This is a genomic window from Actinotignum sanguinis (assembly GCF_030230305.1).
Taxonomy (GTDB): Bacteria; Actinomycetota; Actinomycetes; order Actinomycetales; family Actinomycetaceae; genus Actinotignum; species Actinotignum sanguinis.
The window spans coordinates 1-25299 of the sequence record NZ_JASPCQ010000018.1 but is presented as its reverse complement, the minus strand read 5'-3'; the positions used below and the strand labels follow the sequence as shown (position 1 = coordinate 25299).

Below are 25299 nucleotides of genomic sequence, written 5' to 3'. Positions count from 1 at the left end.
GTAGCTAAGGTTGTTTGCGCTGATGGTACTGCACTCGGTGGGGTGTGGGAGAGTAGGTTGCTGCCGCCATGTTTCTTGTTGTGTGTGGGGTGTTACTCGGTTGGGGTAACACCCCACACACATTTAACCAGCGAGAACACACGCGTTCGGAACGATGCTTATAAGGGGCCAGCAAAGAGGCTGACCCAAAAACCGGCCTATAAGGCCGAAACAGCCCGAAAGAAACGATCACATAGCGACAGTTAGGCGGATGCGTCGCCAGGGCTCAACCTTGCCCGATGGGTGTGGTACCGTCCGATACATGATTGGCGCAGCCTTGGATAGCGACATACTCGCGGGGTTGCTCGCGGGGCTTAGCTGCGTCGTCGTACCCTAAGGTAGAGGCGAAATGGAGGTAAGAATGAAACGTTGGGGAGCGCTGTGCGCGGTGCTCACACTCGCCTTGAGCGCATGCGGGACAACCGCGACAACAGAGGGACAGGCCCCGCAGCAGCCCGGCGCATCAGCAGCGGAGGCGGGGGCAACGGCGCCCACGCCCACCACCGCGGCGCCCGTATCCGATCCGCGTAGCCTCACCGGGATGGCGACCGTTGCCCCGCTCCCTGAACCGCATCCGACCGTACCGGCAGCGGTCAACCTTCCCGTCACCATCACGGATGCCAGCGGCGCGAAAGTTACCGTGACCGATGCATCGCGTGTTGTCACGCTCGATATGTCCGCCGCGATTTCGCAAACGCTTCTCGCCCTCGGGCTGGGCCACACCATCGCGGGTCGCACCATATCCGATACCGAGCCGAGCCTCGCGAGCGTGCCGGTCGTCACCGAAAGCGGGCACACCGTCAATGCCGAAGCGGTATTGCGCCTTGCACCCACGCTCATTCTCACCGACGGCACCATTCGCGGGGCGGAAGGTGCCCTCGCCCAACTAGAAGCATCCGGTATTCCGGTGGTGCGACTCTCGCGCGCCACGACGTTCGACGACGCACCCTCCCGCGCAGCCGAAGTAGCCCGCGCTGTGGGTGCCGGGCAGGCCGGCGAAGAACTCGCCGCCCAGATTTCGCAATCCATCGCGCAGGCTCGTATCGACGTAGCGCAGCTCGCCCCGGCCGATCCGCTGCGCATGGTCTTCCTCAATATTCGCCCGCAGGCCGGCCTGTTCATGCTGCTCGGGAGCGAATCGGGTGCCAGCGACGTTATTGACGCGGTGGGCGGGCACGATATGGCCGGGGAAGCGGGAGTCACCCAGGCCCGGCCCGCCAGCCAGGAAGCCCTCCTCGTGGCTAACCCGGAAGTTATTATCGTGATGACCAACGGGTTGAGCGCGCTCGGCGGGATCGAGGCCCTCGAAGGGCAGCCCGGCATTTCGCAAACCGAGGCCGGGAAGAAACAGCGTGTGCTCGCCATTCCCGATAATCTTTCCCTCGGCTTCGGTCCGCAAAGTGGCGATCTGATCCGGGCGATGGGCCAAGCGCTCTACACTGCCCAGTAGTGGGAACACGTGGGTTGGTAAAGAAAACACGCCGGCCGATGATGAAAAACCCGGCCGGTAGTGGGAAAGCGCGGGCGGCTAGTGTGCCCGCGCGGTAGCACAGCACGAAAGGATAGTGAGAGGATGACCGTGGCCCAGCGCCCCAGCTCGCGCGGGGCGGACCCGATTTCCGCACCCGGGCGCCGCGCCGCACTCATCGCGGCCTTCCTGCGCCTGGCCACCATTGCGGCGATTATTGCCGGTTACGTGACGGTGGCCCACGCCAGCGCGCAGGCCGCCGGTGCGCCTGCTGGTACAGCGGCGCTGCCCGCCACCGGCCACCTCTGGCTCGCGGCCGGTTTCTTCGCGTGTGCCGGTGCCTGCGCCACTGCTGAACGCGTGGGCAGCACCGGCGCAGCTCGCGCAGAAGAACGCCGGCTGCGCGGTCTGCTTCTGGAACGAACCTTCACGCTGGCCCGCACCGGCACCCCGACGCCCTATACGGCCGGGCGGCTCCTCCCGCTCCTCACCGATAGCGTCGAACGAATCACCAACTACCGGCAGGGCTATGTGGGTACCACCATCGGTGCGCTGCTCGCCCCATTCCTCACCCTTGCCTTTATCGGCGTGGCCATCGACCCGGTCATCGGATTCGGCGTCATGGCGGCCCTCCCGCTTATCCCGGCGGGCATCGGACTCTTCTTCCGTTTCTTCCGCCGCGCCTCCAGCGAATCACGCCGCGCGCGTGACACCCTAGTGGATAGCTACCTCGATGCCATCCGAAATATGACCACCATTCGCCTCTTTAACGCCGGGGAACGCATCGAAGCGGACCTGGCGCGCCGTGGGGAAACCAACCGCCGCGCCATTATGCGGATGCTGGCCGGTAACCAAATCGTCATTATCGTTATGGACGGCCTGGTCGGCCTCCTCCTTATCTGCCTCACCGCCGGGCTCACCACCGCCCGCGCGGCGCACCTCGCGCCGTGGCAGGCGCTTGCCGTGGCTCTGCTCGCGGTGGTGCTCCTCGAACCGCTCTCGCAGGTGGCGGGATTCTTCTACATCGGTATGGGCGGGCGTGCCGCCCAAAAAGCCATCACCCGTTACCTTTCCATCGCTCCGCGTGGCGGGAACGACGGCGCAGCTGCGGCTCCCCGCACCCTCGCGAATGACGATGCGCTTCCGAGTGGCAGCGCAGCCCGGCCCGCCGGTGAAGCTCCGCTCATCACCGTGACTAACGCGGCGGTGAATTACGGGCGCGAAGAGGTGCTGACCTCGGCAAACCTGCGTGTGGAGCGCGGGGAACGCCTCGCGATTGTGGGCGTGAGCGGAGCCGGGAAATCCACCCTCCTCGCCCTGCTGCGCGGCGCCTTACGTCCGCAGGCCGGGAGCGTGCAGGTAGCCGGGGTCCGCGTGGATGCCGGCAGTGGTGATCTGGCGCAGGTGCGCGCGCGCAGCGCCGTCGTCGCTCAAACAACGTGGATGTTTACCGGAACCATTGCCGATAACCTGCGTCTGGCGCGCCCGGACGCCACCGCGCAGCAGATGTGGGACGCTCTTGAACGCGCCCAGGTGGCTGAAGACGTGGCGCGGATGCCAGCAGGAATCGATACGTATCTCGGGGAGGATTCCGCGCTGATTTCCGGTGGGCAGGCGCAGCGCATTTCTCTAGCGCGGGCGTTTTTGGCCGGGCGCACCCTGCTGCTCCTTGACGAACCCACCGCCCAGGTCGATATGGAATCCGAGGACCGGATCTGCGCGGCGCTGGCAGCGCTCGGGCCCGAGTACACGCTCGTCATGGTCACGCACCGTCCCGCGCTAGCGGCCCTGGCGGACCGGGTGGTGCGGGTCCGCGCCGGAATTCTCGAGGAGGTCAGCGATGTCCGCGCCGAATAATAACGCAGCGCCGGGGCTGCGCACCGTTGTGCCCTGGCTGCTTTCCCTGACCCGCCCCGTCCACGGCCCGCTCGCGCTCTCCACCCTGTGCCGGGCCGCCGGGCAGGTGGCGGATATCGGGCTTTTCGCGGTGGCTACCTACGGAATGGTGGCGGCCGTGAGCAGCGGCGGGGGAGCGGGCTTCCTCTGGCTCGTGGCTCTCCTCGCGCTCCTCAAAGCGGGCCTGCGCTACCTCGAGCAATTCACCGGGCACTACGTGGCTTTCCGGGCCCTGGAGCTGCTGCGCACTCGCGTTTTTGCCAGCCTGTGGCCCAAGGCCCCCGGGATTATGACCCGTTCGCGTTCGGGGGATATGGTCGCCTCCCTCACCCGCGATATTGACCGTATCGAAGTGGTTTACGCGCACACGGTGGCTCCGGTGGTCTGCGCCTACGTGCTCACCCCGGCCGCGCTGGTGGTGGGCGGCGCGGTGCTCGGGTGGAGCGCGATGGCACTGCCGGCGGTGGCCGCGGTGCTCGCACTCGCTGTTATCCCGTACGCGGGTACCCGGCGTGCCATTGATGCGACGACGGCGCAACTCGCCGCCCGCGCCGATCTGGCCGCGCATGTGACCGATTCGCTATACGGCCTCGAAGATGTGCTCGTCTTCGGGCGCACTGCCGACCGTATGGAAGAAACAGCTGCCCTCGGCGCGAAAGTTGCCACCAGCGGATCTTTCCCCGCCTGGGTGGCCGGGCTGCGCCGCGGGGCCAATATTCTTGCCGCCGGGCTGAGCGCGGCGTGGATTATCGCGGCTAGCCTCAACGACCCGACTATCTCCCTGCCGCTCGCGGCGGCCGGCGCGGTGGCGGCCCTGCGGGTATGGGAAGGCCCCCAAGCTCTCGAAGATGCGGCGTCGTCCCTCGACGCTTCGCTCGCGGCCGCCCGGCGCATTTATGCCCTCGCGCACGCGCCCCAGCCGTGCCCGGACGGCCCCGGTATCCTCATGCCCGAACGTGGCCTGTCGGTAGAATTCGACGCTGTCCACTACACCTATCCGGAGCGTGAACGCGAGGTGCTGCGCGGGGTGAGCTTGCGTATTCCGGCCGGCTCTCACACCGTGCTGGCCGGGCGTTCCGGCTCGGGGAAATCCACGCTTGTGCACCTGCTGGAACGCTACGATGACCCGACGTCCGGGACGGTGCGCATCGGGGGGATTGCCACCACGGATCTCAACGTTGCCTCGCTGCACGCCTGCGTGGTGGGGGTTTCCCAAAAAAGCCAGATCGTGGCCGGGACTATTGCCGATAACCTGCGCCTGGGAGTTCCCGGCGCTAGCGAAACTGAACTGTGGCGCGCCCTGACCGTGGCCGGGCTGGAGGGCGATGTGCGAGCCATGCCGGAGGGCTTAGCCACCCGGGTGGGAGGCGGTACCTCGCACGGCCGACCCACCGGATACGCGCTTTCGGGAGGGCAGGTGCAGCGGCTGTGCCTGGCCCGCGCGGTGCTCATGCGCCCGGCCGTCCTCATCCTCGATGAATTCGCCGCCGCCCTCAATAGCGAACTCGAAGCCGGGATTCGGGCCAATCTGCGCGCCGCCCTCCCCGATACAACCATTATTGAAGTGAGCCACCGCCTCGATGCGGTGCGCGAAGCGGATACTGTGGCCGTGCTTTCGGGCGGGCGCCTGGTGCTGATCGGCCCACCCGCAGACATCACCGAAGCCCGGACGCCGCGCCATTAGCGCTCCGTGCAACATTAAGGCAAGATAGACAGAATGAGTGGACAGCGCGGCAACCAGCGGCACGCGGCCACCGCGCTCTCCGCGGTGCCCGCCGCGCCAGCCGTGCCTCCGGTACCCGCCGGCATCGCCGCCCGCCGCCGCCGGCGCGTCTGGACCTTCCTCATCCTCACCGTGCTCCTTGCACTGGGAATGCTTATCTCCGCGCATCTGGGCCAATTCCCCGTGACCGTGGGGGACGTGGCGCGCGGTATCGCCGCCCGCTTCGGGCTGACCGCACCTCCCGACGATCCCCTCATCATGGCGGCGCTCTGGAATATTCGCTTCCCCCGTATCTGCTTAGGGATCCTGGTGGGAGGGGCGCTCGCAGTGGCCGGCGCCGTCATGCAGGCGGTCTTCTCCAACCCGCTGGCGGAACCGGGAATTATCGGGGTTTCTTCCGGATGCGCTTTCGGGGCCGCCCTCACCATGGTCTTTGTTCCCGGGGCCCTGGGCGGGTTGTCGGTACCGCTGGGGGCCTTCGCCGCCGGGCTCGTCACCTCCGCCACCGTCTACCTGCTGGCGCGCTCGCAGGGGCGGGCTGAAACTCTCACCCTGGTGCTCACCGGTATCGCGGTGACCGCGGTGGCCTCCGCCCTCACCTCCATCGCCACCTACCTTGCCGATACCAACGCCCGCGAACAAATCGTGTTCTGGCAGATGGGCTCGTTGGCGGGGGCCTCCTGGTTCCAGGTCGCCGTGGTGGGTGCGGTGGTCGGCGTCGGTATCCTCGGGGCGCTCGCGCTGGCCGGCCGCCTCGATCTGCTCAGCTTGGGGGAGCGCGAAGCGGGGCACGTGGGTGTGAACGTCGCGGCCTTGCGGGCCGCCGCCATCGTCCTCACCGCCATCCTTACCGCCGCCGCCGTGTGCTTCGCCGGAGTGATCGGCTTCGTGGGCCTTATTGTTCCGCATGTGCTGCGACTCCTCATGGGCCCGATGAACCGCATGCTTATCCCGGCCGCGCTGCTAGGCGGGGCGGTACTTCTCACCTACGCCGATCTTGCGGCCCGCACCCTCGTGCCTTTCGCGGAACTCCCCATCGGGATCTTCACGGCGCTGGTGGGCGGCCCCACCTTCTTCATCCTGCTGCGCAAGAACCTGCGAGGTGCCCGTGGTTGATCTCTTCTCCGCGGCGGGTGGGCCGGCCGGGGCACTCGTGGCCGAACACCTCAGCTTCGCCTACGGTAGCCACCGGGTTCTCCACGACGTCAGCATCACCGCTCAGCCCGGGCGGGTCCTCGGGGTACTCGGCCCCAATGGCACCGGCAAATCCACGCTGCTCTCGCTGCTCGCCGGTGACCAAGCACCCACGTCCGGGCAGGTGCGCATCGGCGGCACCTCCGTTTCCTCCCTTTCCTGGCGGGAGCTGGCGCAGATGCGCGCCGTTATGCCGCAAAACTCCACCTTCCCCTTCGCCTATCTGGTGCGTGACCTGGTGGCCATGGGTCTCGGATCCGGGAACGGGGCGGGGCGGGGCGCCGGTGCCGGGCAGGGCGCCGGCGCTGGGAGTGCAGCCGGTGCCGGGCGATCGGTGGACGCCGCCATTATCGACGCCGCCCTGCACGCCGCCGATGTCACCCACCTCCAGGATCGCGATGTCACCCGCCTTTCGGGCGGCGAGCAGGCCCGCGTCACCTTCGCGCGGGTTCTTGCCCAGCGTGCCGGGGTGGTGCTCCTGGATGAACCGACCGCGGCCCTGGATATTTCCCACCAGCAGCGCCTCCTCGAGCTGTGCCGGCGCCTGGCGGCCGGCGGGCATACCGTCGTCGCAGTGCTGCACGATATTCAACTGGCCGGCGCGCTCTGCGATGACGTGGTGCTGCTGCGCCACGGCCGGGTGGAGGCGGCCGGCACCCCGCGCCAGGTGCTCACCTCGGAGCTGCTGACCCGGGTCTACGACTGGCCGATCCGAGTGGAGACGCTGGGCGATGGGACTATCGTCGTCGTTCCCACCACCGCAACCACGTCCGTAAAGTGAGAAAGCAATTCTCACTACGTGGACACAGCTAGACTAAGGACGACGGCGGCACCGCCCGCCACCACAACACACGATACGAAGGGGAACTATGGCGCAGCTGCGATCGGCAACCTCAACAACAGGTCGGAATATGGCCGGGGCGCGGGCGCTCTGGCGCGCTACCGGGATGGGCTCGGAAGATTTCGGAAAGCCGATTATTGCCATCGCTAATTCCTTCACCCAATTCGTTCCCGGGCACGTCCACCTGCGTAACGTCGGGAAAATCGTGGCCGATGTTATTCAGGCTAACGGCGGCGTGGCGCGCGAATTTAATACCATTGCGGTAGACGACGGCATCGCCATGGGCCACGACGGCATGCTCTACTCGCTGCCCAGCCGCGAAATAATCGCCGACTCCATCGAATATATGTGCAATGCGCATACCGTGGATGCCCTCGTGTGTATTTCCAATTGCGATAAAATCACGCCCGGGATGCTCATCGCCGCCATGCGCCTGAATATTCCCACTATTTTTGTGTCCGGTGGTCCCATGGAGGCGGGTAAGCCGGTGGAAGGCGTCGTCGACCATAATATTGACCTCATCGACGCGATGGCCCTGGCCGTGGACGATTCCATCACGGACGACGAGCTCGCGCGCGTGGAGGAAAACGCCTGCCCCACCTGCGGTTCCTGCTCGGGAATGTTCACCGCGAATTCCATGAATTGCCTAACCGAAGCGCTGGGTATGTCCCTGCCCGGTAACGGCTCGACCCTCGCCACCGCCACCCGGCGCCGCAGGCTTTTCGAAGAGGCGGGGAAGCGCATCGTCGCGCTCACGAAACGTTATTATCACGACGACGACGCCAGCGTGCTGCCGCGCAATATTATGACGAAGGCGGCGTTCACCAATGCGATGTCCATGGACGTGGCCATGGGGGGCTCCACCAATACCGTGCTCCATATTTTGGCCATCGCCCAGGAAGGGCATGTGGACTTCACGCTGGCGGATATTGATGCGCTGTCGCGGCGAGTGCCCTGCATGGTCAAACTCGCCCCGAACTCCACCGAATTCCATATTCAGGACTTCCACCGGGCCGGCGGGATCCCGGCGCTGCTCGGGGAAATGTACCGCGCGGGCATGCTCGATGATTCGGTGCATTCGGTGCATTCCGATGATCTGAAATCCTGGCTGGAAACCTGGGATATTCGCGGGGTGGCACCTTCGGAACAAGCTCGTGATCTTTTCAGCGCCGCGCCGGGCAACGTGCGCACCACCCGCGCATTTTCGCAGGATTCCACCTGGGAAAGCCCGGATCTGGACGGAGAACACGGGTGTATCCGCAGCGCCGATCACGCCTATACCAAGGATGGCGGACTGTGCGTGCTGCGCGGGAACCTCGCGGAGGACGGCGCGGTGATCAAGACGGCCGGCATCAGCGAGGAACTCTTCCACTTCGAGGGGAGGGCCCGAGTGGTTGATTCCCAGGAGGCCGCCGTCGAACTTATTTTGTCCAAGGCGGTGGAACCGGGAGATATCGTGGTGATCCGCTACGAGGGTCCCAAGGGCGGGCCGGGGATGCAAGAAATGCTCTATCCCACCTCCTACCTCAAGGGCCTGGGTCTCGGAAAGGTGTGCGGTCTGATTACCGACGGGCGTTTTTCCGGGGGGACGTCGGGGCTGTCCATCGGGCACGTTTCCCCGGAGGCTGCCGCGGGTGGCAATATTGCGCTGCTGCGCGAAGGGGACCATATTATTATCGACGTTCCCACCCGCTTGCTCGCCATGGATGTTTCCGAAGAAGAACTGGCCGAGCGGCGCGCCCAGATGGGTGAACTACCGTGGCACCCGGAGAATCGCGACCGGAAAGTCTCCAAGGCGCTACGTGCCTACGCGATGATGACCACCTCGGCGGATCGCGGGGCGGTGCGGGTGGTGGACGGCCGGGTCGACTAAAGCACCACGGGGCCGCGCTCACCCTACTAGCGCCGGCGTGCTACCGGCTAGTCGTCAAAGGCCGGGCTGAGCTCGTGGGGTGGCTCCATGAGCCAGTGCCGGTCGGTGATCATGCGGGCGGCTGCCACCCCGGCCCCCACCGCGCAAATAACAAGAACCACATTGGTGAGTGCGCCGGCTGCCTGGGCGATCTGCCCGGCATTAATGGCGTGCAGGCCGCGGAAAAATACCACCCCGGGAATCATGACGACGACGGCTGGGACGCTGAGCGAGACCCGGGAAAAACGGGTGCGGCGGGTGAGGAGATGGGCGAGGATCCCGGCGCCCAGGGCCGCGAGGAACACCGCGGCCACGTTATAGAAGCCGGCGTCCTGGGCACTCAGGCGGGCGGCATTGACAAGTGCGCCGATAACCCCGGCCAGCAGCGCGGCACCCTGTTCTGCCGTGAAGAGCATAGCGAAACCGTAGGAGGCCACGAAGGTCGCGGCGGCGCGCGCCAGCGCTAGCCACGGTTCGGGGATGACGTAAGCGGCGTGCGGGGCGATATCGGTATCGAAGAGGACGGTGACGACCCACACCGCCATCCCGGCGGCCAGCATCAGCATGGTGACGTAGGCCCCGCGGGTCAGGCCGGCGGAGAAATCGGCGCGAATAGTATCGAGCATCGCGGTGACGAGCGGGAAACCGGGAATGAGGAAGAGGAGGGCGGAAACCACCCCGGCCTCGTGCACCACCGCGATATGCCACGCGGCTTCAGCCACCCCCACCGTGGCGAGATACAGCACCGCAGCTAGCACTCCTACCAGGAACCAAATCCCGAAGTGGTTCACGAGGCGGCGAGCTAACCAGCCGCGCGCCGCCTGCCCCGCGCTCGCCGCGAAGAAAACCGCGGAGCATTCCACCACCCCGCCTCGGTTGAGGAAACAGAAACAGGCGCAGGCCAGCCCGGATACCAGGGCGAGTAACCAGGCCGGGTAGGTGCGGGCCCGCGCTATCGCATCGTCGAGGGTGCTTGTGACCCGCGCGGGAGTCGAGCCGTCCGGGAGGGCATCAATGGCCGTAATAAGCGCGTCGATACGGGCGGCGTTTACCCCGAGGGCGCGCTGTTCCCCGGTGAGAGTGCACACATCCCCGTAGCCGTAGCAGGTGAGCGTAATTTCGGTGAAGGATACCGCGGCGTGGGTCGTGCGGATTCCCAGGGCGTGTGCGGTGCGTTCCATCGAGTGTTTGACCCGGTAGGCGGAGGCACCGCTCGCCAGGAGTAGCAATCCGGCGCGCAGCACCGCCCGCGCGGCATAGCGCAGATGGCTGGGTTGCTGCGGCGCAGGGGGCCGGTGTGAAAACGTCACGCGTCCAGGGTACGCTTCCCGAAAAACTCCGGAAAACTGTCCGAACAATGAAACCGAAATCCACGATGTGAGACAGATTGATCTTTTTAGCGTTCGCGGACCGCGCTCCGGTAGTCTGAAGGGCATGGCTCAGATTCTTCTTATTATCGTAGTGAGGTAGCGCGCACCACCGGTTGCGCGCTCCCCTCACGTGAGGGGATTTTTTATGCGCCAACCACCACAGCTAGCCACCCCGCTCGGCACTCCAGGAGAACAGGCCCGAAGAACCAGGTGAATCAGGTTGAAGGAGGAACCATGGCCGCATCCGAGATGAATGCATCCGCGATGGGCGCGTCGGCCGCGTCTCACCGGGACCATCCCGGTGAGATCCGCGAAAAAATGGACGGCGCCCGCGCCATTGTCCGCACCCTAGCGGAACTCGGTGTGGATGTCGTCTTCGGGCTGCCCGGCGGAGCTATTTTGCCCACCTATGACCCGATGTACGATAGCGATTCGCCGCGCCATATCCTGGTGCGCCACGAACAGGGTGGGGGCCACGCGGCCGAAGGCTATGCGCTGGCAACCGGGCGCGTGGGTGTTGTGATGGCCACCTCCGGGCCGGGGGCAACGAACCTCGTCACCCCGCTGCTGGATGCCAATATGGATTCCGTCCCGCTGGTGGCGATCACCGGGCAGGTGGGGGCCGCGGCCATCGGAACCGATGCTTTCCAGGAAGCCGATATCGTGGGTGCCACCATGCCCATGGTCAAGCATTCTTTCCTCGTGACCGACGCCGCTGATATTCCGGCCCGCCTGGCAGAAGCTTTTTACCTCGCGGCGAGCGGGCGCCCCGGCCCCGTTCTCGTGGATATCGCGAAATCCGCCCAGAACCAAGAAACAGAATTTGTGTGGCCCCCGCGCCTGGACCTACCCGGATACCGCCCGGCCGGCGAACCGGATCCCGCTGCCGTCCGCGAGGCGGCCCAACTTATCGCCACCGCGAGCCGCCCCGTGCTCTACGTGGGAGGCGGCGCGGTGCGCGCCAGGGTTTCCCGCGAGGTCACCGAACTGAGCGATCTCACCGGTGCCCCGGTGGTCACCACCCTGCCGGCTCGCGGCACCGTACCCGATTCCCACCCCCACAACCTGGGGATGCCGGGCATGCACGGTACTGTTCCCGCGGTGGGAGCCCTCCAGCGCAGCGATCTCATCGTGGCGCTCGGGGCGCGTTTCGATGATCGCGTTACCGGGGCGCTTGACGGTTTCGCGCCGCGGGCAAAAGTTATCCACCTCGATATTGACCCGGCGGAAGTCTCCAAGAACCGCGCCGCGGACGTGGCCATTATCGGTGATTTGGCGCAGTCCGTTCCCACCCTTCTTGAGGCGGTGCGCGCGGCTCGCGAACAGTACGGGGAAGCGAATCTGGAACCGTGGTGGGGGTACCTCAACCGCCTGCGGGATACCTACCCGGCCGGCTACACCCCCACGGAGGACGGCCTTGTCTCTCCGCAGTACGTGATTGAACGGCTGGGCGCCGTGGCGGGCAGTGAGGACACCATCTGGGTGACCGGGGTGGGGCAGCACCAAATGTGGGCCTCGCAATTCCTCCATTTCGAGCACCCGCACCGCTGGCTTTCCTCCGGGGGAGCGGGCACCATGGGCTACGGAATCCCGGCCGGTATGGGCGCGAAAGTGGGTCAGCCCGAGCGCACCGTGTGGGTGATTGACGGCGACGGCTCCTTCCAGATGACCAATCAGGAACTGGCCACCTGCCGCCTCAATAACATCAATATCAAAGTTGCCGTTATTAATAACTCCTCGCTGGGGATGGTGCGCCAGTGGCAGACCCTTTTCTACGACGGGCGCTATTCTTTCACCGATCTGGAAACCGGGAACAACACCCGCCGTATCCCCGATTTTGTCAAACTTGCCGAAGCCTATGATTGCGCGGCCTGGCGCGTGGAGAAGAAGGACGACGTCGACACTGCCATCCAGCGCGCTATGGAGATCAATGATCGGCCCGTCGTTATCGACTTCATTACCTCCCCGGATGCGGAGGTGTGGCCGATGGTCGCCGCCGGGGTATCCAATGATGAGATTATGTACGCCAAGGGGCTGCGCCCCGAAGTGGATGAGAACTTCGCGTGAGTAGCGCACTGTCGCCGCTCGAGCCGCCACGAAAGGAAGGATAACAATGCCGCAGCGCCACACGCTCTCCGTACTGGTGGAGAATAAACCCGGAGTGCTCACGCGGGTGGCCGGGCTCTTCGCCCGCCGCGCGTTCAATATTCATTCGCTCGCCGTGGGAGAAACGGAAAACCCGGCGCTCTCGCGGATCACCGTGGTGGTCGACGCCGCGGTACAACCCCTCGAGCAGGTGGCCAAACAGCTCAATAAGTTGGTCAATGTCATCAAAATCGTGGAATTAGACAGTGAGGAAGCGGTGCTGCGCCGCCTCGTCCTCATTAAAGTTGGCGCTGATGATACGACCCGTTCCCACGTGGTGCAGGTCGTGGATCTTTTCCGCGCCCACGTGGTCGATATGGTGCCGGATGCCGTGACCATTGAAGCCACCGGATCCGACCGCAAGATCGGAGCCCTGCTCACCGCCCTGGAGCCCTACGGGATCCGGGAAATTGTGCAGTCGGGAACCGTGGCGCTCGGGCGCGGAGCGCATTCGCTTTCCGAACGGGTCACCGCCGATATGGCGGGAGACCCGGGGGACTTCCCGGAGGCGCTCGCCCGCGGGCGCATCTAGCCGCAGTGGCGCGCGGCCAAGATAGCGGCGTCGTCGTATATACGGCGCGCCTACAGCGTGCGCGGCGCCGCACTACCGCAACGAAACCGAAACCGAAAAACCGCAACCGCGGGGCCTGGCCCCGACCAACAAAAGGAGAAAACCATGGCAGAAATCTTCCATGATGCCGATGCCGATCTGTCCCTCATCCAATCGAAGAAGGTTGCCATTATTGGCTACGGTTCGCAGGGGCACGCGCACGCGCTCAACCTGCGCGACTCCGGCGTGGACGTGGTGGTGGGCCTGCGCGAAGGCTCGAGTTCCGTGGCGAAAGCGCAGGAACAGGGCCTGACGGTGCGTTCCGTGGCCGATGCCACCAAGGACGCTGACGTCGTCATGATTCTGGTGCCGGATCAGACCCAGCGTGGGCTGTGGGCCGCGGAAATCGAGCCGAATCTCAAGGCCGACGCCGCGGTGTTCTTCGCCCACGGTTTCAATATTCACTACGGATATATCAAGCCCGCTGCCGGCCACGATGTGTGCATGGTGGCTCCCAAGGGCCCGGGGCACACGGTGCGCCGCCAGTACGAAGACGGGCGCGGAGTGCCGGTGCTCGTGTGCGTGGAACAGGATGCCTCCGGGCAGGCCTGGGACGTGGCCCTGTCCTACGCCGCCGCGATTGGCGGCACCCGCGCCGGCGCCATTAAGACCACCTTCAAGGAAGAGACCGAAACGGACCTCTTCGGCGAGCAGACCGTGCTGTGCGGCGGGGTTTCCCAGCTCATCACCTACGGTTTCGAAACGCTGGTGGAAGCCGGATACCAGCCGGAGATGGCCTACTTTGAGGTATGTCACGAACTCAAGCTCATCGTTGACCTCATTAACGAAGGCGGGCTGACCAAGCAGCGCTGGTCCTGCTCGGATACGGCCGAATACGGCGACTATGTGTCCGGCCCGCGCGTTATCACCCCGGATGTCAAGGAGCATATGAAGGAAGTGCTGGCTGATATCCAGAACGGTTCCTTCGCCAAGCGCTTCATTGACGACCAGGATGCCGGTGCCCCTGAATTCAAGAAGCTGCGCGCCGAGCACGAAAGCCACCCGCTCGAGGCCACCGGGCGCGAGGTGCGTTCCATGTTCGCGTGGAATACCGATGTGGACGCCGATTACACGGACGGACAGACCGCCCGCTAAGCGCAGCATTGCCGTTCCCAGGTGGGGCGGCTAGGATAAGCGCCAGTTAGCCGGCCCGCTCGCGGCAAGGTACCGCGGGTGGGCCGGTTTGTATGAGCTGAGTTCTACTGTGAGAAAGGCTGCATATGCGTCGTCGTTCCGCTTTCGCTTTCCTCGGGGTGCTGGTTTTCGGCCTCGCCGCCTGCACCGATACATCGGATGCACCGGGGGTGAAACCTACCGTGGCCGCTACCACAGATAGCACGACGGCGCCCAGCGGGCCCTCCGCCAGCGCGACTCCGAGTGCTACTCAAGAACCCGCCCATCTGGTACCCATCCAGCGCGGAGCCAATGTGGTGACGGAGAAAATCCCGGCGCCCCTCGATCAGTGGGGTGGCATTTCTATCGGGGCTGACGGCGTGGCCGGCAGCGTCAACGAAGGCAAACCGGTGGTGCGGGTGTATTCCGATTACTGGTGCCCCTGGTGCAATGACCTGGTGCGCGACCACGGTGAGGAACTCATCCAGATGGCCAAGGACGGGAAAATCACGCTGGTCTACCACCCGAATATGCGCTTCGAGGAATCGCCCTACAGTGTCAAGGGGGAGCAGGCCGAAGTGTGGTTCGCGGTCAACGCCCCGGATAAATACCTTGATTTCCACGAGCTGCTCTACAAAGAAGGCTCCATCCCGGTGGTGAAACACGCGGACCGCGCCGAACGCCAGCAGCCCGACCCGGCCTTGATTGAACAATTCGCCACTCGGGTGGGTCTTGACGCCGCGCAGCTGGAGAGCCTGCGTGCCACGCTGGCCGCGGATGAGTACCTTCCCCTCCTCAAGCAACTACGCGAGCAATTCCTCGCCGACGGCATGAAGTACATTCCCGCCGTTGTTATTGACGAGAAGCTGGTGAGCGATCCGAATAACGGCAACCTGGACCAGTTCCTCGCGCCCTTGAAGTAGGTGGTGGCGGTAGCGAGTGGCGGTGGCCGGTTGTGGCGCGTGGCAGCGACTGGTTGCGGCCCGCAGGGGTGACCGGTTGTAGCTCGCGGGGCACGGAGCGTGAAAAAACTGTCGCAGGGGCGTGGCACAATAGAGGCCATGAAAGCCATTATGACTGTGACCGGGGTGGATCGCACCGGGATTATCGCGGCCGTTTCCGCTGAACTTGCTCGCCTCGGGGTGAATATTATCAACGTCACCCAAACCCTCATGGATGAGTACTTCACTATGATCCTCGAAGTTGCGCTTCCGGAGGGTAGCTCCATTACCCAGGTGCAGCAGGCCATGGCGGAACTGGGCGGCGCGGAAGCGCTGGAAATCCACGTGCAGGCGGATTCCATTTTTCGCGCCATGCATCGCGTCTAGCCCGGTCTGGTGGATAGGCTGGCCCGGTACGTAAAACTGGCCGGCGCACCGGAACAGGCACAGCGATATGCACTGGAACGGACACGGCAACGTGTACGGGAACTCGCACAGGAACGGGAGAATACCTATGTATGCCAGCAGTGAGCCCACTGCCCAAAACATTCTGGAAACCCTCGCGATGATCCGCGAGGACCGCCTCGATATCCGTACCGTCACCATGGGGATTTCCCTGCTGGACTGCGCGGATTCGGATGGCGAGCGCGCTCGCGAACGGGCCCGCGCCCGCATTATGGAGCGGGCCGCGCGCCTGGTGCCGGTAGCGCGGCAGATCGAAGCGGAACTGGGTATCCCCATTATTAATAAGCGCATTTCCGTGACCCCGATTGCTTTAGTGGCCGCGGCAAGCGGGGAAAAGGACCTTACCCCGTGGGCGGTGATGCTTGATGAATGCGCCCGGGAAATCGGCGTGGATTTCGTGGGCGGGTTTTCCGCCCTGGTGGAAAAGGGCATGACGCGCGCGGATGAGGCGCTCATCGATTCCATTCCTGCTGCGCTGGCCGCCACCTCGGTGGTGTGCTCCTCCGTCAATATCGGAACCTCACGCGCCGGAATTAATATGAGCGCGGTTGGGCGCATGGGGGAAACCATTTGTGAGCTTGCCGCCCGCACGGAAAAGGGCTCCGGGGCTGCTCGGCTGGTCGTTTTTGCTAACTCGGTGGGGGATAACCCCTTTATGGCCGGGGCTTTCCACGGGGTAGAAATGCCCGATTGCGTGGTTTCCGTAGGGGTATCCGGACCGGGTGTTATTACCCGGGCAATTACGGCGGCAGCAGGGGCATCCTTCGATGAACTCGCGGAAGAAATCAAGCGCAGCGCTTTCAAAATCACCCGCATGGGCGAACTGGTCGGGCAGCTTGCCGCGCAGCGCCTCGGGGTGCCTTTCGGGGTTGTTGACCTCTCTTTGGCTCCCACCCCGGAAGTCGGCGATTCGGTGGCACGCGCCCTGGAAGCCATGGGCCTGGAACGCGTGGGAGCCCACGGCACCACGGCGGCCCTCGCGCTTCTCAATGATGCGGTGAAGAAAGGCGGGCTCATGGCCTGCTCGCACGTGGGCGGGCTCTCCGGGTCCTTCATCCCCGTCTCCGAAGACGAAGGCATGATCGAAGCCGCGCGGCTCGGTGCTATTAGCCTGGCCAAACTCGAAGCCATGACCGCTATTTGCTCGGTGGGCCTTGACATGATCGCGGTGCCCGGGGATACCCCGGCCGCCACCATCGCCGGCATGATCGCAGACGAAGCTGCCATCGGCATCATGAACTCCAAGACCACCGCCGTGCGGGTCATCCCCGCTACGGGCTTGAGCGAAGGCGATACCGTGGAATTCGGCGGCCTGCTTGGCAGCGCTCCCGTGATGCCGGTAAGCCCGTACTCCAGCGCGGCATTCATTGGCCGCGGGGGTACTATCCCGGCGCCCGTGCACGCTTTCAAGAATTAGGCGCGAGGCGAGGAACGGTTAGCGAGCCAGCTTAGCGGGAGTCGTTAGCAAGCGAGGTTAGCGGGCGCGGATAATCGCCGCGATGCCCTGCCCGCCGCCGATGCACAGTGTCACAAGGGAGTGCTCGATTCCGCGTTCGCGCTGATTGAGGAGAGCACGCAGTGAAATAATCGCTCCCGAAGCCCCCACCGGGTGGCCCAGCGCAATCGCCCCGCCCAGCGGATTGACGATCTCCGGATCCAGCTCCGCATCGCGAATCACCGCAATGGCCTGGGAGGCAAAAGCCTCATTGAGTTCCACCCAGCCAATATCCGCCCGGCTCAGGCCGGTACGCTCAAGCACCTTCTCAATAGCCAAGCGCGGGGCGTAGCCCATGTACTCCGGTTCCACCCCGACGGTTGCCACATCCACCAGCTCGCCCAGAATATCCACACCCGCCGCAATCGCATCCTCTTCCCGCATGAGGACGAGCATGGCGGCGCCGTCGTTAATCCCGGAAGAATTACCGGCCGTTACGGTGCCGTGCGCGGCAAAAACAGGGGGGAGGTGGCTGAGCGTTTCAGCCGTCACGCCCGTGCGCGGATATTCTTCTGCAACGACGACGCGCTCAGTGGGTTCCCCGGCGTCAATCGTGAAAGGAACACGCTCCTTATCAAAAGCCCCGGCTGCGATGGCGGCCTGGGCGCGGGCCTGGGACTGGGCCGCAAAAGCGTCCTGCTCGGCGCGGGAAATACCGAACTTCTCCGCAACCCGCTCCGCTGTCCAGCCCATGGGCCGGCCCGAGAACGGATCAGAAATCAGCGAAAATGTGCCGTCCACGTGCTTCGGCCCGTTGAGGTGACCGGCGCGGGAAAAATCCATGACCGGCTGGCGCGTCATATTCTCAGCACCGCCCGCCATGACGATGCGCGCATCCCCGGAACGCAAGGCGCTGGCTGCGCTCGCGAGGGCTTGCACCCCGGAGCCGCACACCCGATTGACAGTGAGGGCAGTGGAGGAGGCCCGCGCTCCGGCGGCCAGGGCGATCCGGCGGGAAATATAGGCATCGGCACCGGTCTGGCCCACGCAGCCCACCACGAAATCATCCACATCCGCCATGGGGATACCCGCGCGCTCGGCGGCCGCGCGCGCCGCCGCCGCACCTAATTCGTGCGCGGGAGTATTCGCGTAGTAGCCGCGGAACTTCCCCGTGGGAATGCGAGCGCCGCTGACAATGACGATAGGTGAATCGAACGCCATAACCTTGCCTCCCGAGATTCAAGAATTCAATTCTACGAGGAGAGGCGCGCCGGCTCCAGGAGAGGTACCTAACCCCGGCCTAAGTGCAGCCTGAGCTGTGTGCCTCCGTTCTGTACCTACGTTCCCGCCGCGCGGGTCTCAACGCTGCCCCGCTGCTTCGTCCCACCCGCCGAGCATTCCGAAAAGTGAGACGAATAGTCTCACCAAGTGGACGGATCTCGTATACTCACCCGTATGCGCGCCTCTATTAATCTCGCTGTTATTGCCGGAGATGGCATCGGTCCGGAAATTGTGCCCGAAGGTCTGAAAGTGCTACGCGCTGCGCTGGGAGAAAGCGGCACGGAGCTGAGCGTGACACCCTATAGCATCGGGGCGCAGCGCTATGTGGATACCGGAGAAACTCTCAGTGATGCCGATCTGGAAGCCTTGGCCGGGCATGACGCGCTGCTGCTCGGCGCCATTGGAGATCCGCGGGTGCCCGCCGGAATCCTGGAGCGTGAGATTCTGCTGCGGCTGCGCTTCGCCTTCGACCACTACGTTAATTTGCGGCCCAGTGTGCTCTACCCCGGGGTTCCCACCCCGCTAGCGGTACCGGGAGATATTGACCTGGTGGTGGTGCGCGAGGGAACCGAAGGTCTGTACTCGGGCAACGGGGGCAGTGTTCACCGCGGCATGCCTACCGAAGTGGCAACCGAAGTATCTGTAAACACCGCTCACGGAACTGAGCGTTTGGTGCGCTACGCCTTTGAGTTGGCAGCATCCCGGCCTCGCCGCCACCTCACCCTCGTCCATAAAACCAATGTGCTCGTGCACGCGGGTGGGTTGTGGCAGCGCACCGTGAACCGCCTGGCCGCGGAGTACCCGAGCGTAAACGTTGATTACTGCAATGTGGATGCCGCCACGATTTACCTGGTGACCGACCCGCAGCGTTTCGATGTCATCGTGACAGATAACCTCTTTGGCGATATTCTGACCGACGAAGCCGGGGCGGTAAGCGGAGGCGTGGGGCTTGCGGCGTCGGGCAATATTAATCCGGAAGGAGACTTCCCCTCCATGTTCGAACCGATCCACGGTTCAGCGCCGGATATTGCGGGGACCGGGAAAGCAGATCCGACGGCAACAATCGCCTCCGCGGCGCTCATGCTGCGCCACCTCGGGCTCGCTGAGCCGGCCGCGCGTATTGAGGCGGCCATCAGGGCAGATATGGAAGCGCGCGCCGCGGCCGCGGCAACCGGAACGCCGCTGCGCCGCACAACCACCCAGATCGGTGATGCTATTCTCGCCGCTATGGAAGATAACCGTTAAGGATCACCACGAAGAAAGAAGGACTCAGGTATGAGCGTTCCGAGCACTCCGGAAGAACTGGAAGCTGCCGCTACCACCCCCGCGCCCGCGGATGGCCTCGCCGGCCGGTTCGTTGTTCACCCGAATGAACACCCGGCCACCGAAGAGGAGATTAGCCAGGTGCTGGCCGGCCCCGGTTTCGGCCGCTACTTCACTGACCATATGGCCCGGGCAACGTGGACCGCGGAAGAGGGCTGGCATAACCATGCCATCGTGCCCTACGGCCCGCTCAGCCTGGACCCGGCCGGCGCGGTACTTCACTACGGCCAGGAAGTTTTTGAAGGTTTGAAAGCCTACCGGCATGCGGACGGTTCGCTGTGGCTGTTCCGACCCACCTACAACGGGGCGCGCCTGAACTTCTCCGGGCATCGCTTGGCGATTCCGGAACTGCCCGTGGATGATTTTGTGGCCTCGCTGGTGAACCTGGTGCGCCAGGATCGGCGCTGGGTGCCGGGCGCGGAGGGGGAATCGCTCTACCTGCGGCCCTTCATTTTCGCCTCGGAGGCTTTCCTCGGGGTGCGTGCGGCTGCCGCGTACGAGTACATCGTGCTCGCGTCGCCAGCCGGGGCGTATTTCCCCAATGGTTTCCAGCCCATCAAGGTGTGGGTGGAGCCCGATTACCATCGCGCCGGCCCCGGAGGTATGGGCGCGGCGAAAACTGGCGGGAACTACGCGGCCTCGCTGCTGCCCAAGGTCACCGCAAGTGCGGCCGGGTACGATGAGGTTCTTTTCCTTGACGCCGCAACCGCCACGAACCTTGATGAACTGGGCGGGATGAACGTCTTTGTGGTGTACGCGGACGGCAGCGTGGCCACCCCGAAACTCACCGGCAATATCTTGCCCGGGAATACCCGTTCGTGCATTATGCAGCTGCTGCGCCGCGCCGGGGTTGAGGTGCGCGAAGATACTCTCGCTTTGCGTGATGTGGTGAGCGGTATTCAGGACGGGAACGTGGCAGAAATGTTCGCCTGCGGGACCGCGGCCGTTGTGACCGCTATCGGCCAGCTCACCGGGGAGGACTTCAGCGTTGAGCTGCCCACCCACACCGTGGCCCAGCGGATTTACGAGGAGCTCACCGGCATCCAAAACGGTACCCGCGAAGATCCCTTTGGCTGGATGTACCGGATCGCCTAGCGGGGTTGGGCGGCGTTACGCGCGCGGCGCTGGGGTGAGCGACGCCCGCGGGTTTGGGCTAGTTCGTTTTGTGCGTCTGGGCTCGATACTGGCGCGGCGGCGGGACGAGGAAACATCCGGCACCAGCGGCTACCGTCACGGTGAGCGGAGTGGGGAAGAGGTCTTCGCCATCGACCGCCGGAATAAGGTCGGGCATCTCCAGGCGAACACTGTTTACCTGGATTTGAGTGACGATATCTTGCAGTTTGGAGAAATCTCCGGTGTAGATATTGCGGAGGTTGCGAGCCGCGGTGCGGCGCGATACCGGGCTGACGACGGTAAGTGCCAGCTTGCCGTCACGCGGATCCGCGTGCGAGCACATTCGGATCCCGCCTCCGTAACTGCTGGTATTGCCAACCGCGCACAGGGTAGCTTCTAGGGTGAAGGGTTCGCCGCCGTCGATGCTCAAGGTGAGTGGGGCGGTGCGCATGGCTGCTACTTCGGCAAGAACCGCGAGGAAATAGGCGGCCGAACCTCCTGGCCACCGGATCTGCTTCGCCCGCGCGTTAATGCGGGTATCGATACCCGCGGCGAGGATTGAGGCGAAATAGCGGCGCTCGGGTTGGGAAACACCGTTTACTTCGCGGGTGGCTAGGCCAAGGTCTGTCATCACGGTATACCCGGATGCGATGACCCGGGCCGCTGCGCGCACATCGAGGGGAATACCCAGGCCGCGCGCAATATCGTTCCCGGTTCCTCCCGCGACTAAGCCGAGCGGCTTGCCGGTACCGGCCTGCTCCTGCACGATGAGATTCGCCAGTCCGTCCCCACCGCAGGTCACCAGGGCATCAATGTCTGGATCGGCCAGTGCTGCCCTGGCGTTCTTACGAGTTTCCGCGACGGTGGTGGCGTAGTTTCCTACCACATCAACGCCATGTTTGAGCAGCTCGGCTGTGATATGGGCAGCTAGAGAAGTGGCGCGGCCCTTTCCCGCGGTCGGGTTGGTGAGAAGAACGACGCGGCGGATCTGGCGCCGCCCCTCCGGATAGCCGTTGTGCTGGTGCTGTTGCGCCGCAGAATCTGACATAGTGGCAAGCCCTCTTTCCCTCGGTGGTGGTGGCGCGCTCCGAGCCTCATAATTCCCTGCCGGGGCCGCGCCCGAAAACACCGCTCACAGGTGAGCACTGTTCCCTCATCGTAACCGAGCTACGGAACGGGCGCGCTCGGTGTCCGCTAGGCTGGCGGTATGGCAATGACGTATCGCTCGGTAGGGAAGTCGGGCCTGATGGTGTCCGCCGTCGGCATCGGTGGTAATAATTTTGGCCGCGCCCATACGCAAACCGAAACACAAGAAGGCACGGATGCGGTTGTGCGCGCGGCGCTCGAAGAAGGAATCACCACCTTTGATCTTGCCGACGTGTACGGCAAAGAGCCGGGGCTTTCGGAAACCATGTTCGGAAAGGCGCTGCGGGAAGTGGGGGAGCGGGCCCGCGACGTCGTCGTTATAACAAAATTTGGTATGGATATGCAGGGGCGTAACGGCGCTGATTACGGGGCGCGCGGTTCACGGCGCTACGTGACGCGGGCCTTGGAGGCATCCTTGCGGCGGCTCGGCGTGGAGGCGATTGACCTGTATTTTTATCACACGCCGGATGGGGTGACGCCGCCCGAGGAGACGCTCGGGGCGCTTTCGGACGCGGTGCGGGCGGGTAAAATTCGGTATTACGCGACGTCGAACCATGCCGGGTGGCAGCTTGCTGACGCTTCGCATTTGGCGGCTGTTCGGGGGTTTGTGGGCCCGATTGCTACCGAGTCGCATTACAACTTGATTGACCGACGCGCGGAACTCGAGGTGGTGCCGGCGGCGCAGCGCTTTGGCCTGGGGATCTTCCCGTACTTCCCGTTGGCGAACGGATTGCTGACGGGCAAGTATCGGCGGGGTGAGGCGCCGCAGGGTTCGCGGATTGCGCACTCTAAGGCGGCGTTGCTCGAATCCACGGACTGGGATCAGATCGAGGATTTTGTTGCGTTTGCGCAGGCGCGCGGCTTGACGCCGGTGCAGGTGGCGATGTCGTGGTTGGCCTCGCGGCCGTGCGTGGCATCCGTTATTGCCGGTGCGACGACGCCGCAGCAAGTCCGCCAGAATGCAGCCTCCCTGGTGTGGGAGCCGAGCAGCGCGGACTTAACTGAGCTCGACGCAATCTTCCCGCCGCCGGAGAAAGTGGCGTTGTTCTAGGGCTTGTGGGGGTGGCCGTCGGGCTTGGAAGATTGACAGAAGTTCTCATGTGTGTTGGTTTTCCGGGTTCGCCTCCATCGACTAGGCTCGTAGCGAGCGGTTTTCCACGCTAAGGCGTGGGTAGGTCAAGGTTTGATGCATTGCCTAGGTGGGCCGTTTTCCCCGTGTAAGCGGGGGTAACAGTGTTTGCTGGCCTATAATTCTTTCCCTTGCGTCGAAATATGCAGACGCGAGAAAAGATATTATATGGACATGTTTGATGCTTTTACACCTGATAATCATCTGGTAGTCTTGTTGTATCTCAAAGGAGAGAAAGCATGGAAAAGTGAAGTGATCCAGGTTTCTTCCTTTTGAGTAGATAAGGACATCTGGATTATGTCGAAGAAATTTGATCAGGAAACTAAGAACCGTGTTATCCGCCTTGTTGAGAAGCGGATCCTCGCCGAGGGGATATCTTTACAAGATGCGTGCAGGGTCGTAGCGTCCAAACATGACGTTTCCTGGCATACGGCCCGCCGATGGGTTCAGCAAGCCCGTAAGAACGGGCCGGTTAGGCGGGCGGAAGAAGACGTGCTCGCAGAGAACATGCGGTTGCGCCGGGAGAACCAGGAACTCCGCGACGTTAATGAACTCCTGAAAGCCGCGTCGGCCTTTTTTGCGTGTCAAGCAGGCCACCCACATCAGACATTGTGAGTGACGGCCAGGAAGATCCTCACGCTAGAAGTCTCCGGTGAGTTGGGGACCACATTCACTGTTGAATTTCCGTCACATTGCTGGGACTTGAACATTCGGGGTTTCCCACGCAAGACTCGGATCATGAGTAACCGTGATAAGCGCGAAAAACAACGTTTGCATCGAAGCGCAGACACGGCCGAAGCTAAAATGAAACGTTTAGAACAGCGGCGCGAAAAAGGACTCGCAGCTAAAGATGCCGAGATCGTGAGGCTGGAAAAGGCAGGTGAGGTGTTAGCGAGAGCTGTTGTCTCTGCTTATCTCTTCTCCGAAAAACACGGAAATGGTTAGTCGGGTCGGTCAGTGTCATGGTGATATTGCGATGCATGGTGGTGACAATCGCGGAGCTCTTCCATCGGTGACTCGCCAAATGCTGGTGTGGCCATAGGATTGCCCCCGCTCGCGCGGGGAAGAGATAGTCTGCTCCGGCTTGGCCTCAACAACCTTGGAATTACCCCCGCTCGCGCGGGGAAGAGCGCAAGATTGACCCTCACTTTAACATGACCGCGGAATTACCCCCGCTCGCGCGGGGAAGAGCAGAGACCACCATTTGCCCCATCGACCCTTCAGGAATTACCCCCGCTCGCGCGGGGAAGAGCGCCGACCGAACTGCCCGCCACTGTGGACACGGGAATTACCCCCGCTCGCGCGGGGAAGAGAATACCCGGGGCAAGCACCTCCACATTTTCAGGGAATTACCCCCGCTCGCGCGGGGAAGAGTCAACAGCGCAGCGTTCAATATTGCGCAGCTTGGAATTACCCCTGCTCGCGCGGGGAAGAGACCAGATCCAGGCCCTTCTTTTGCGAAAGCGGGGAATTACCCCCGCTCGCGCGGGGAAGAGGAACTTGGTGTCAGGGGAGGGTATCCATGCGTGGAATTACCCCCGCTCGCGCGGGGAAGAGACGCCATGACGACGGAACGCAGGCGACACCGCGGAATTACCCCCGCTCGCGCGGGGAAGAGTCCTACCCTCGGCCCTGTCGTAGGTAAGGTTAGGAATTACCCCCGCTCGCGCGGGGAAGAGAATACGCCACCACACAACTAGCCGCCCCGGTAGGAATTACCCCCGCTCGCGCGGGGAAGAGGGCGCTCCTCCTCCCCTCTGGGGAGTGAAGAGGGAATTACCCCCGCTCGCGCGGGGAAGAGCTTTTATTGAAAATAATAAAAGCAGCGATGCTGGAATTACCCCCGCTCGCGCGGGGAAGAGAGCCATTTCTGATTATGGCCATTTTCGGCGAGGGAATTACCCCCGCTCGCGCGGGGAAGAGCCTCAAACTCCACCGCGAGATCATCCGGGGCGGGAATTACCCCCGCTCGCGCGGGGAAGAGTTTGTAAAGGTCGTGGTAGAAGTCCCAGTCAGGGAATTACCCCCGCTCGCGCGGGGAAGAGTTTCCCCCTTTTTTCTTTCTCTTTAAATGGTTGGAATTACCCCCGCTCGCGCGGGGAAGAGAAGAGCAGCACCGGCGGGCTAATGCCCGGCTTAGAATTACCCCCGCTCG

General features: G+C 63.8%; 20 protein-coding genes and 1 CRISPR repeat array. Of the genes, 17 read left to right on the top strand and 3 right to left on the bottom strand.

All coding sequences use genetic code 11. The features are described 5' to 3' along the window. Positions 1-400: 400 nt before the first annotated feature. The 6 genes from QP828_RS07995 (at position 401) to ilvD (ending at position 9034) form a co-directional block, all read left to right on the top strand. Positions 401-1489, top strand: a complete 1089-nt coding sequence (locus QP828_RS07995) for a heme/hemin ABC transporter substrate-binding protein (RefSeq protein WP_284891505.1) — start codon at positions 401-403, stop codon at positions 1487-1489. A 123-nt stretch (positions 1490-1612) separates the two neighbouring features. Beyond that, on the top strand, positions 1613-3364 hold the full coding sequence (locus QP828_RS07990; protein ID WP_284891504.1) for an ATP-binding cassette domain-containing protein: 1752 nt from the start codon (positions 1613-1615) through the stop codon (positions 3362-3364). Next, positions 3348-5087: an amino acid ABC transporter ATP-binding/permease protein gene (locus tag QP828_RS07985; protein ID WP_284891502.1), complete on the top strand. Its 1740-nt coding sequence runs from the start codon at positions 3348-3350 to the stop codon at positions 5085-5087. The genes QP828_RS07990 and QP828_RS07985 overlap by 17 nt, the downstream gene beginning before the upstream one ends. 33 nt (positions 5088-5120) lie before the next feature. After that, the gene (locus QP828_RS07980; RefSeq protein ID WP_274735100.1) at positions 5121-6242 is read left to right on the top strand and encodes a FecCD family ABC transporter permease; all 1122 of its coding nucleotides are present in this window, start codon (positions 5121-5123) and stop codon (positions 6240-6242) included. After that, positions 6229-7101, top strand: coding sequence for an ABC transporter ATP-binding protein (locus QP828_RS07975; RefSeq protein WP_284891499.1), 873 nt, complete (start codon positions 6229-6231; stop codon positions 7099-7101). The genes QP828_RS07980 and QP828_RS07975 overlap by 14 nt, the downstream gene beginning before the upstream one ends. 88 nt (positions 7102-7189) lie before the next feature. Further along, on the top strand, positions 7190-9034 hold the full coding sequence (gene ilvD / locus QP828_RS07970; RefSeq protein ID WP_284891498.1) for a dihydroxy-acid dehydratase: 1845 nt from the start codon (positions 7190-7192) through the stop codon (positions 9032-9034). 47 nt (positions 9035-9081) lie between these two features. Here ilvD and QP828_RS07965 read toward each other — a convergent pair whose 3' ends face one another. Next, positions 9082-10383 carry a threonine/serine exporter family protein gene (locus QP828_RS07965; RefSeq protein WP_284891497.1) on the bottom strand — a complete coding sequence of 434 codons (1302 nt, stop codon included), beginning with the start codon at positions 10381-10383 and terminating at the stop codon, positions 9082-9084. A gap of 324 nt (positions 10384-10707) precedes the next feature. Here QP828_RS07965 and QP828_RS07960 point away from each other — a divergent pair, with 324 nt between their 5' ends. From QP828_RS07960 to QP828_RS07935, 6 genes are all read left to right on the top strand, one after another. Further along, positions 10708-12510: an acetolactate synthase large subunit gene (locus QP828_RS07960; RefSeq protein WP_274733509.1), complete on the top strand. Its 1803-nt coding sequence runs from the start codon at positions 10708-10710 to the stop codon at positions 12508-12510. A 46-nt stretch (positions 12511-12556) separates the two neighbouring features. Then, positions 12557-13120 carry an acetolactate synthase small subunit gene (gene ilvN / locus QP828_RS07955; RefSeq protein WP_016442335.1) on the top strand — a complete coding sequence of 188 codons (564 nt, stop codon included), beginning with the start codon at positions 12557-12559 and terminating at the stop codon, positions 13118-13120. A 144-nt stretch (positions 13121-13264) separates the two neighbouring features. Then, entirely contained in the window at positions 13265-14293 is a 1029-nt protein-coding gene (ilvC, locus tag QP828_RS07950; protein ID WP_016442336.1) for a ketol-acid reductoisomerase, read from the top strand. A gap of 125 nt (positions 14294-14418) precedes the next feature. Next, on the top strand, positions 14419-15234 hold the full coding sequence (locus QP828_RS07945) for a DsbA family protein (RefSeq protein WP_274733430.1): 816 nt from the start codon (positions 14419-14421) through the stop codon (positions 15232-15234). Between the two features lie 138 nt (positions 15235-15372). After that, on the top strand, positions 15373-15639 hold the full coding sequence (locus QP828_RS07940) for an ACT domain-containing protein (RefSeq protein ID WP_039898278.1): 267 nt from the start codon (positions 15373-15375) through the stop codon (positions 15637-15639). 127 nt (positions 15640-15766) lie between these two features. Continuing rightward, positions 15767-17134 (top strand): PFL family protein, encoded by a 1368-nt coding sequence (locus tag QP828_RS07935; RefSeq protein WP_016442339.1) that lies wholly within the window; start codon positions 15767-15769, stop codon positions 17132-17134. Between the two features lie 57 nt (positions 17135-17191). On the opposite strand, the gene QP828_RS07930 is transcribed toward QP828_RS07935, so the two are convergent. Next, a complete protein-coding gene (locus tag QP828_RS07930) occupies positions 17192-18373 on the bottom strand; it encodes a thiolase family protein (protein WP_274733432.1) in 1182 nt (393 codons plus the stop codon). A gap of 234 nt (positions 18374-18607) precedes the next feature. On the opposite strand from QP828_RS07930, the gene QP828_RS07925 reads away from it, so the two are divergent. Both QP828_RS07925 and QP828_RS07920 read left to right on the top strand, forming a co-directional pair. After that, entirely contained in the window at positions 18608-19678 is a 1071-nt protein-coding gene (locus tag QP828_RS07925) for a 3-isopropylmalate dehydrogenase (RefSeq protein WP_016442341.1), read from the top strand. A gap of 30 nt (positions 19679-19708) precedes the next feature. Beyond that, entirely contained in the window at positions 19709-20851 is a 1143-nt protein-coding gene (locus tag QP828_RS07920) for a branched-chain amino acid aminotransferase (protein ID WP_016442342.1), read from the top strand. Between the two features lie 58 nt (positions 20852-20909). Here the strand turns inward: QP828_RS07920 and QP828_RS07915 are convergent, their stop codons facing one another. Beyond that, a complete protein-coding gene (locus QP828_RS07915) occupies positions 20910-21917 on the bottom strand; it encodes a diacylglycerol/lipid kinase family protein (protein ID WP_016442343.1) in 1008 nt (335 codons plus the stop codon). A 159-nt stretch (positions 21918-22076) separates the two neighbouring features. Here QP828_RS07915 and QP828_RS07910 point away from each other — a divergent pair, with 159 nt between their 5' ends. The 3 genes from QP828_RS07910 (at position 22077) to QP828_RS07900 (ending at position 24089) form a co-directional block, all read left to right on the top strand. Next, entirely contained in the window at positions 22077-23066 is a 990-nt protein-coding gene (locus tag QP828_RS07910) for an aldo/keto reductase (RefSeq protein WP_016442344.1), read from the top strand. Positions 23067-23441: 375 nt separating this feature from the next. Continuing rightward, positions 23442-23759, top strand: a complete 318-nt coding sequence (locus QP828_RS07905) for a transposase (RefSeq protein ID WP_016442345.1) — start codon at positions 23442-23444, stop codon at positions 23757-23759. A 123-nt stretch (positions 23760-23882) separates the two neighbouring features. After that, positions 23883-24089: a hypothetical protein gene (locus QP828_RS07900; RefSeq protein ID WP_155875821.1), complete on the top strand. Its 207-nt coding sequence runs from the start codon at positions 23883-23885 to the stop codon at positions 24087-24089. 95 nt (positions 24090-24184) lie between these two features. Continuing rightward, positions 24185-25250: direct repeats of the CRISPR family, unit length 29 nt; unit sequence GGAATTACCCCCGCTCGCGCGGGGAAGAG. Between the last annotated feature and the right edge of the window lie 49 nt (positions 25251-25299).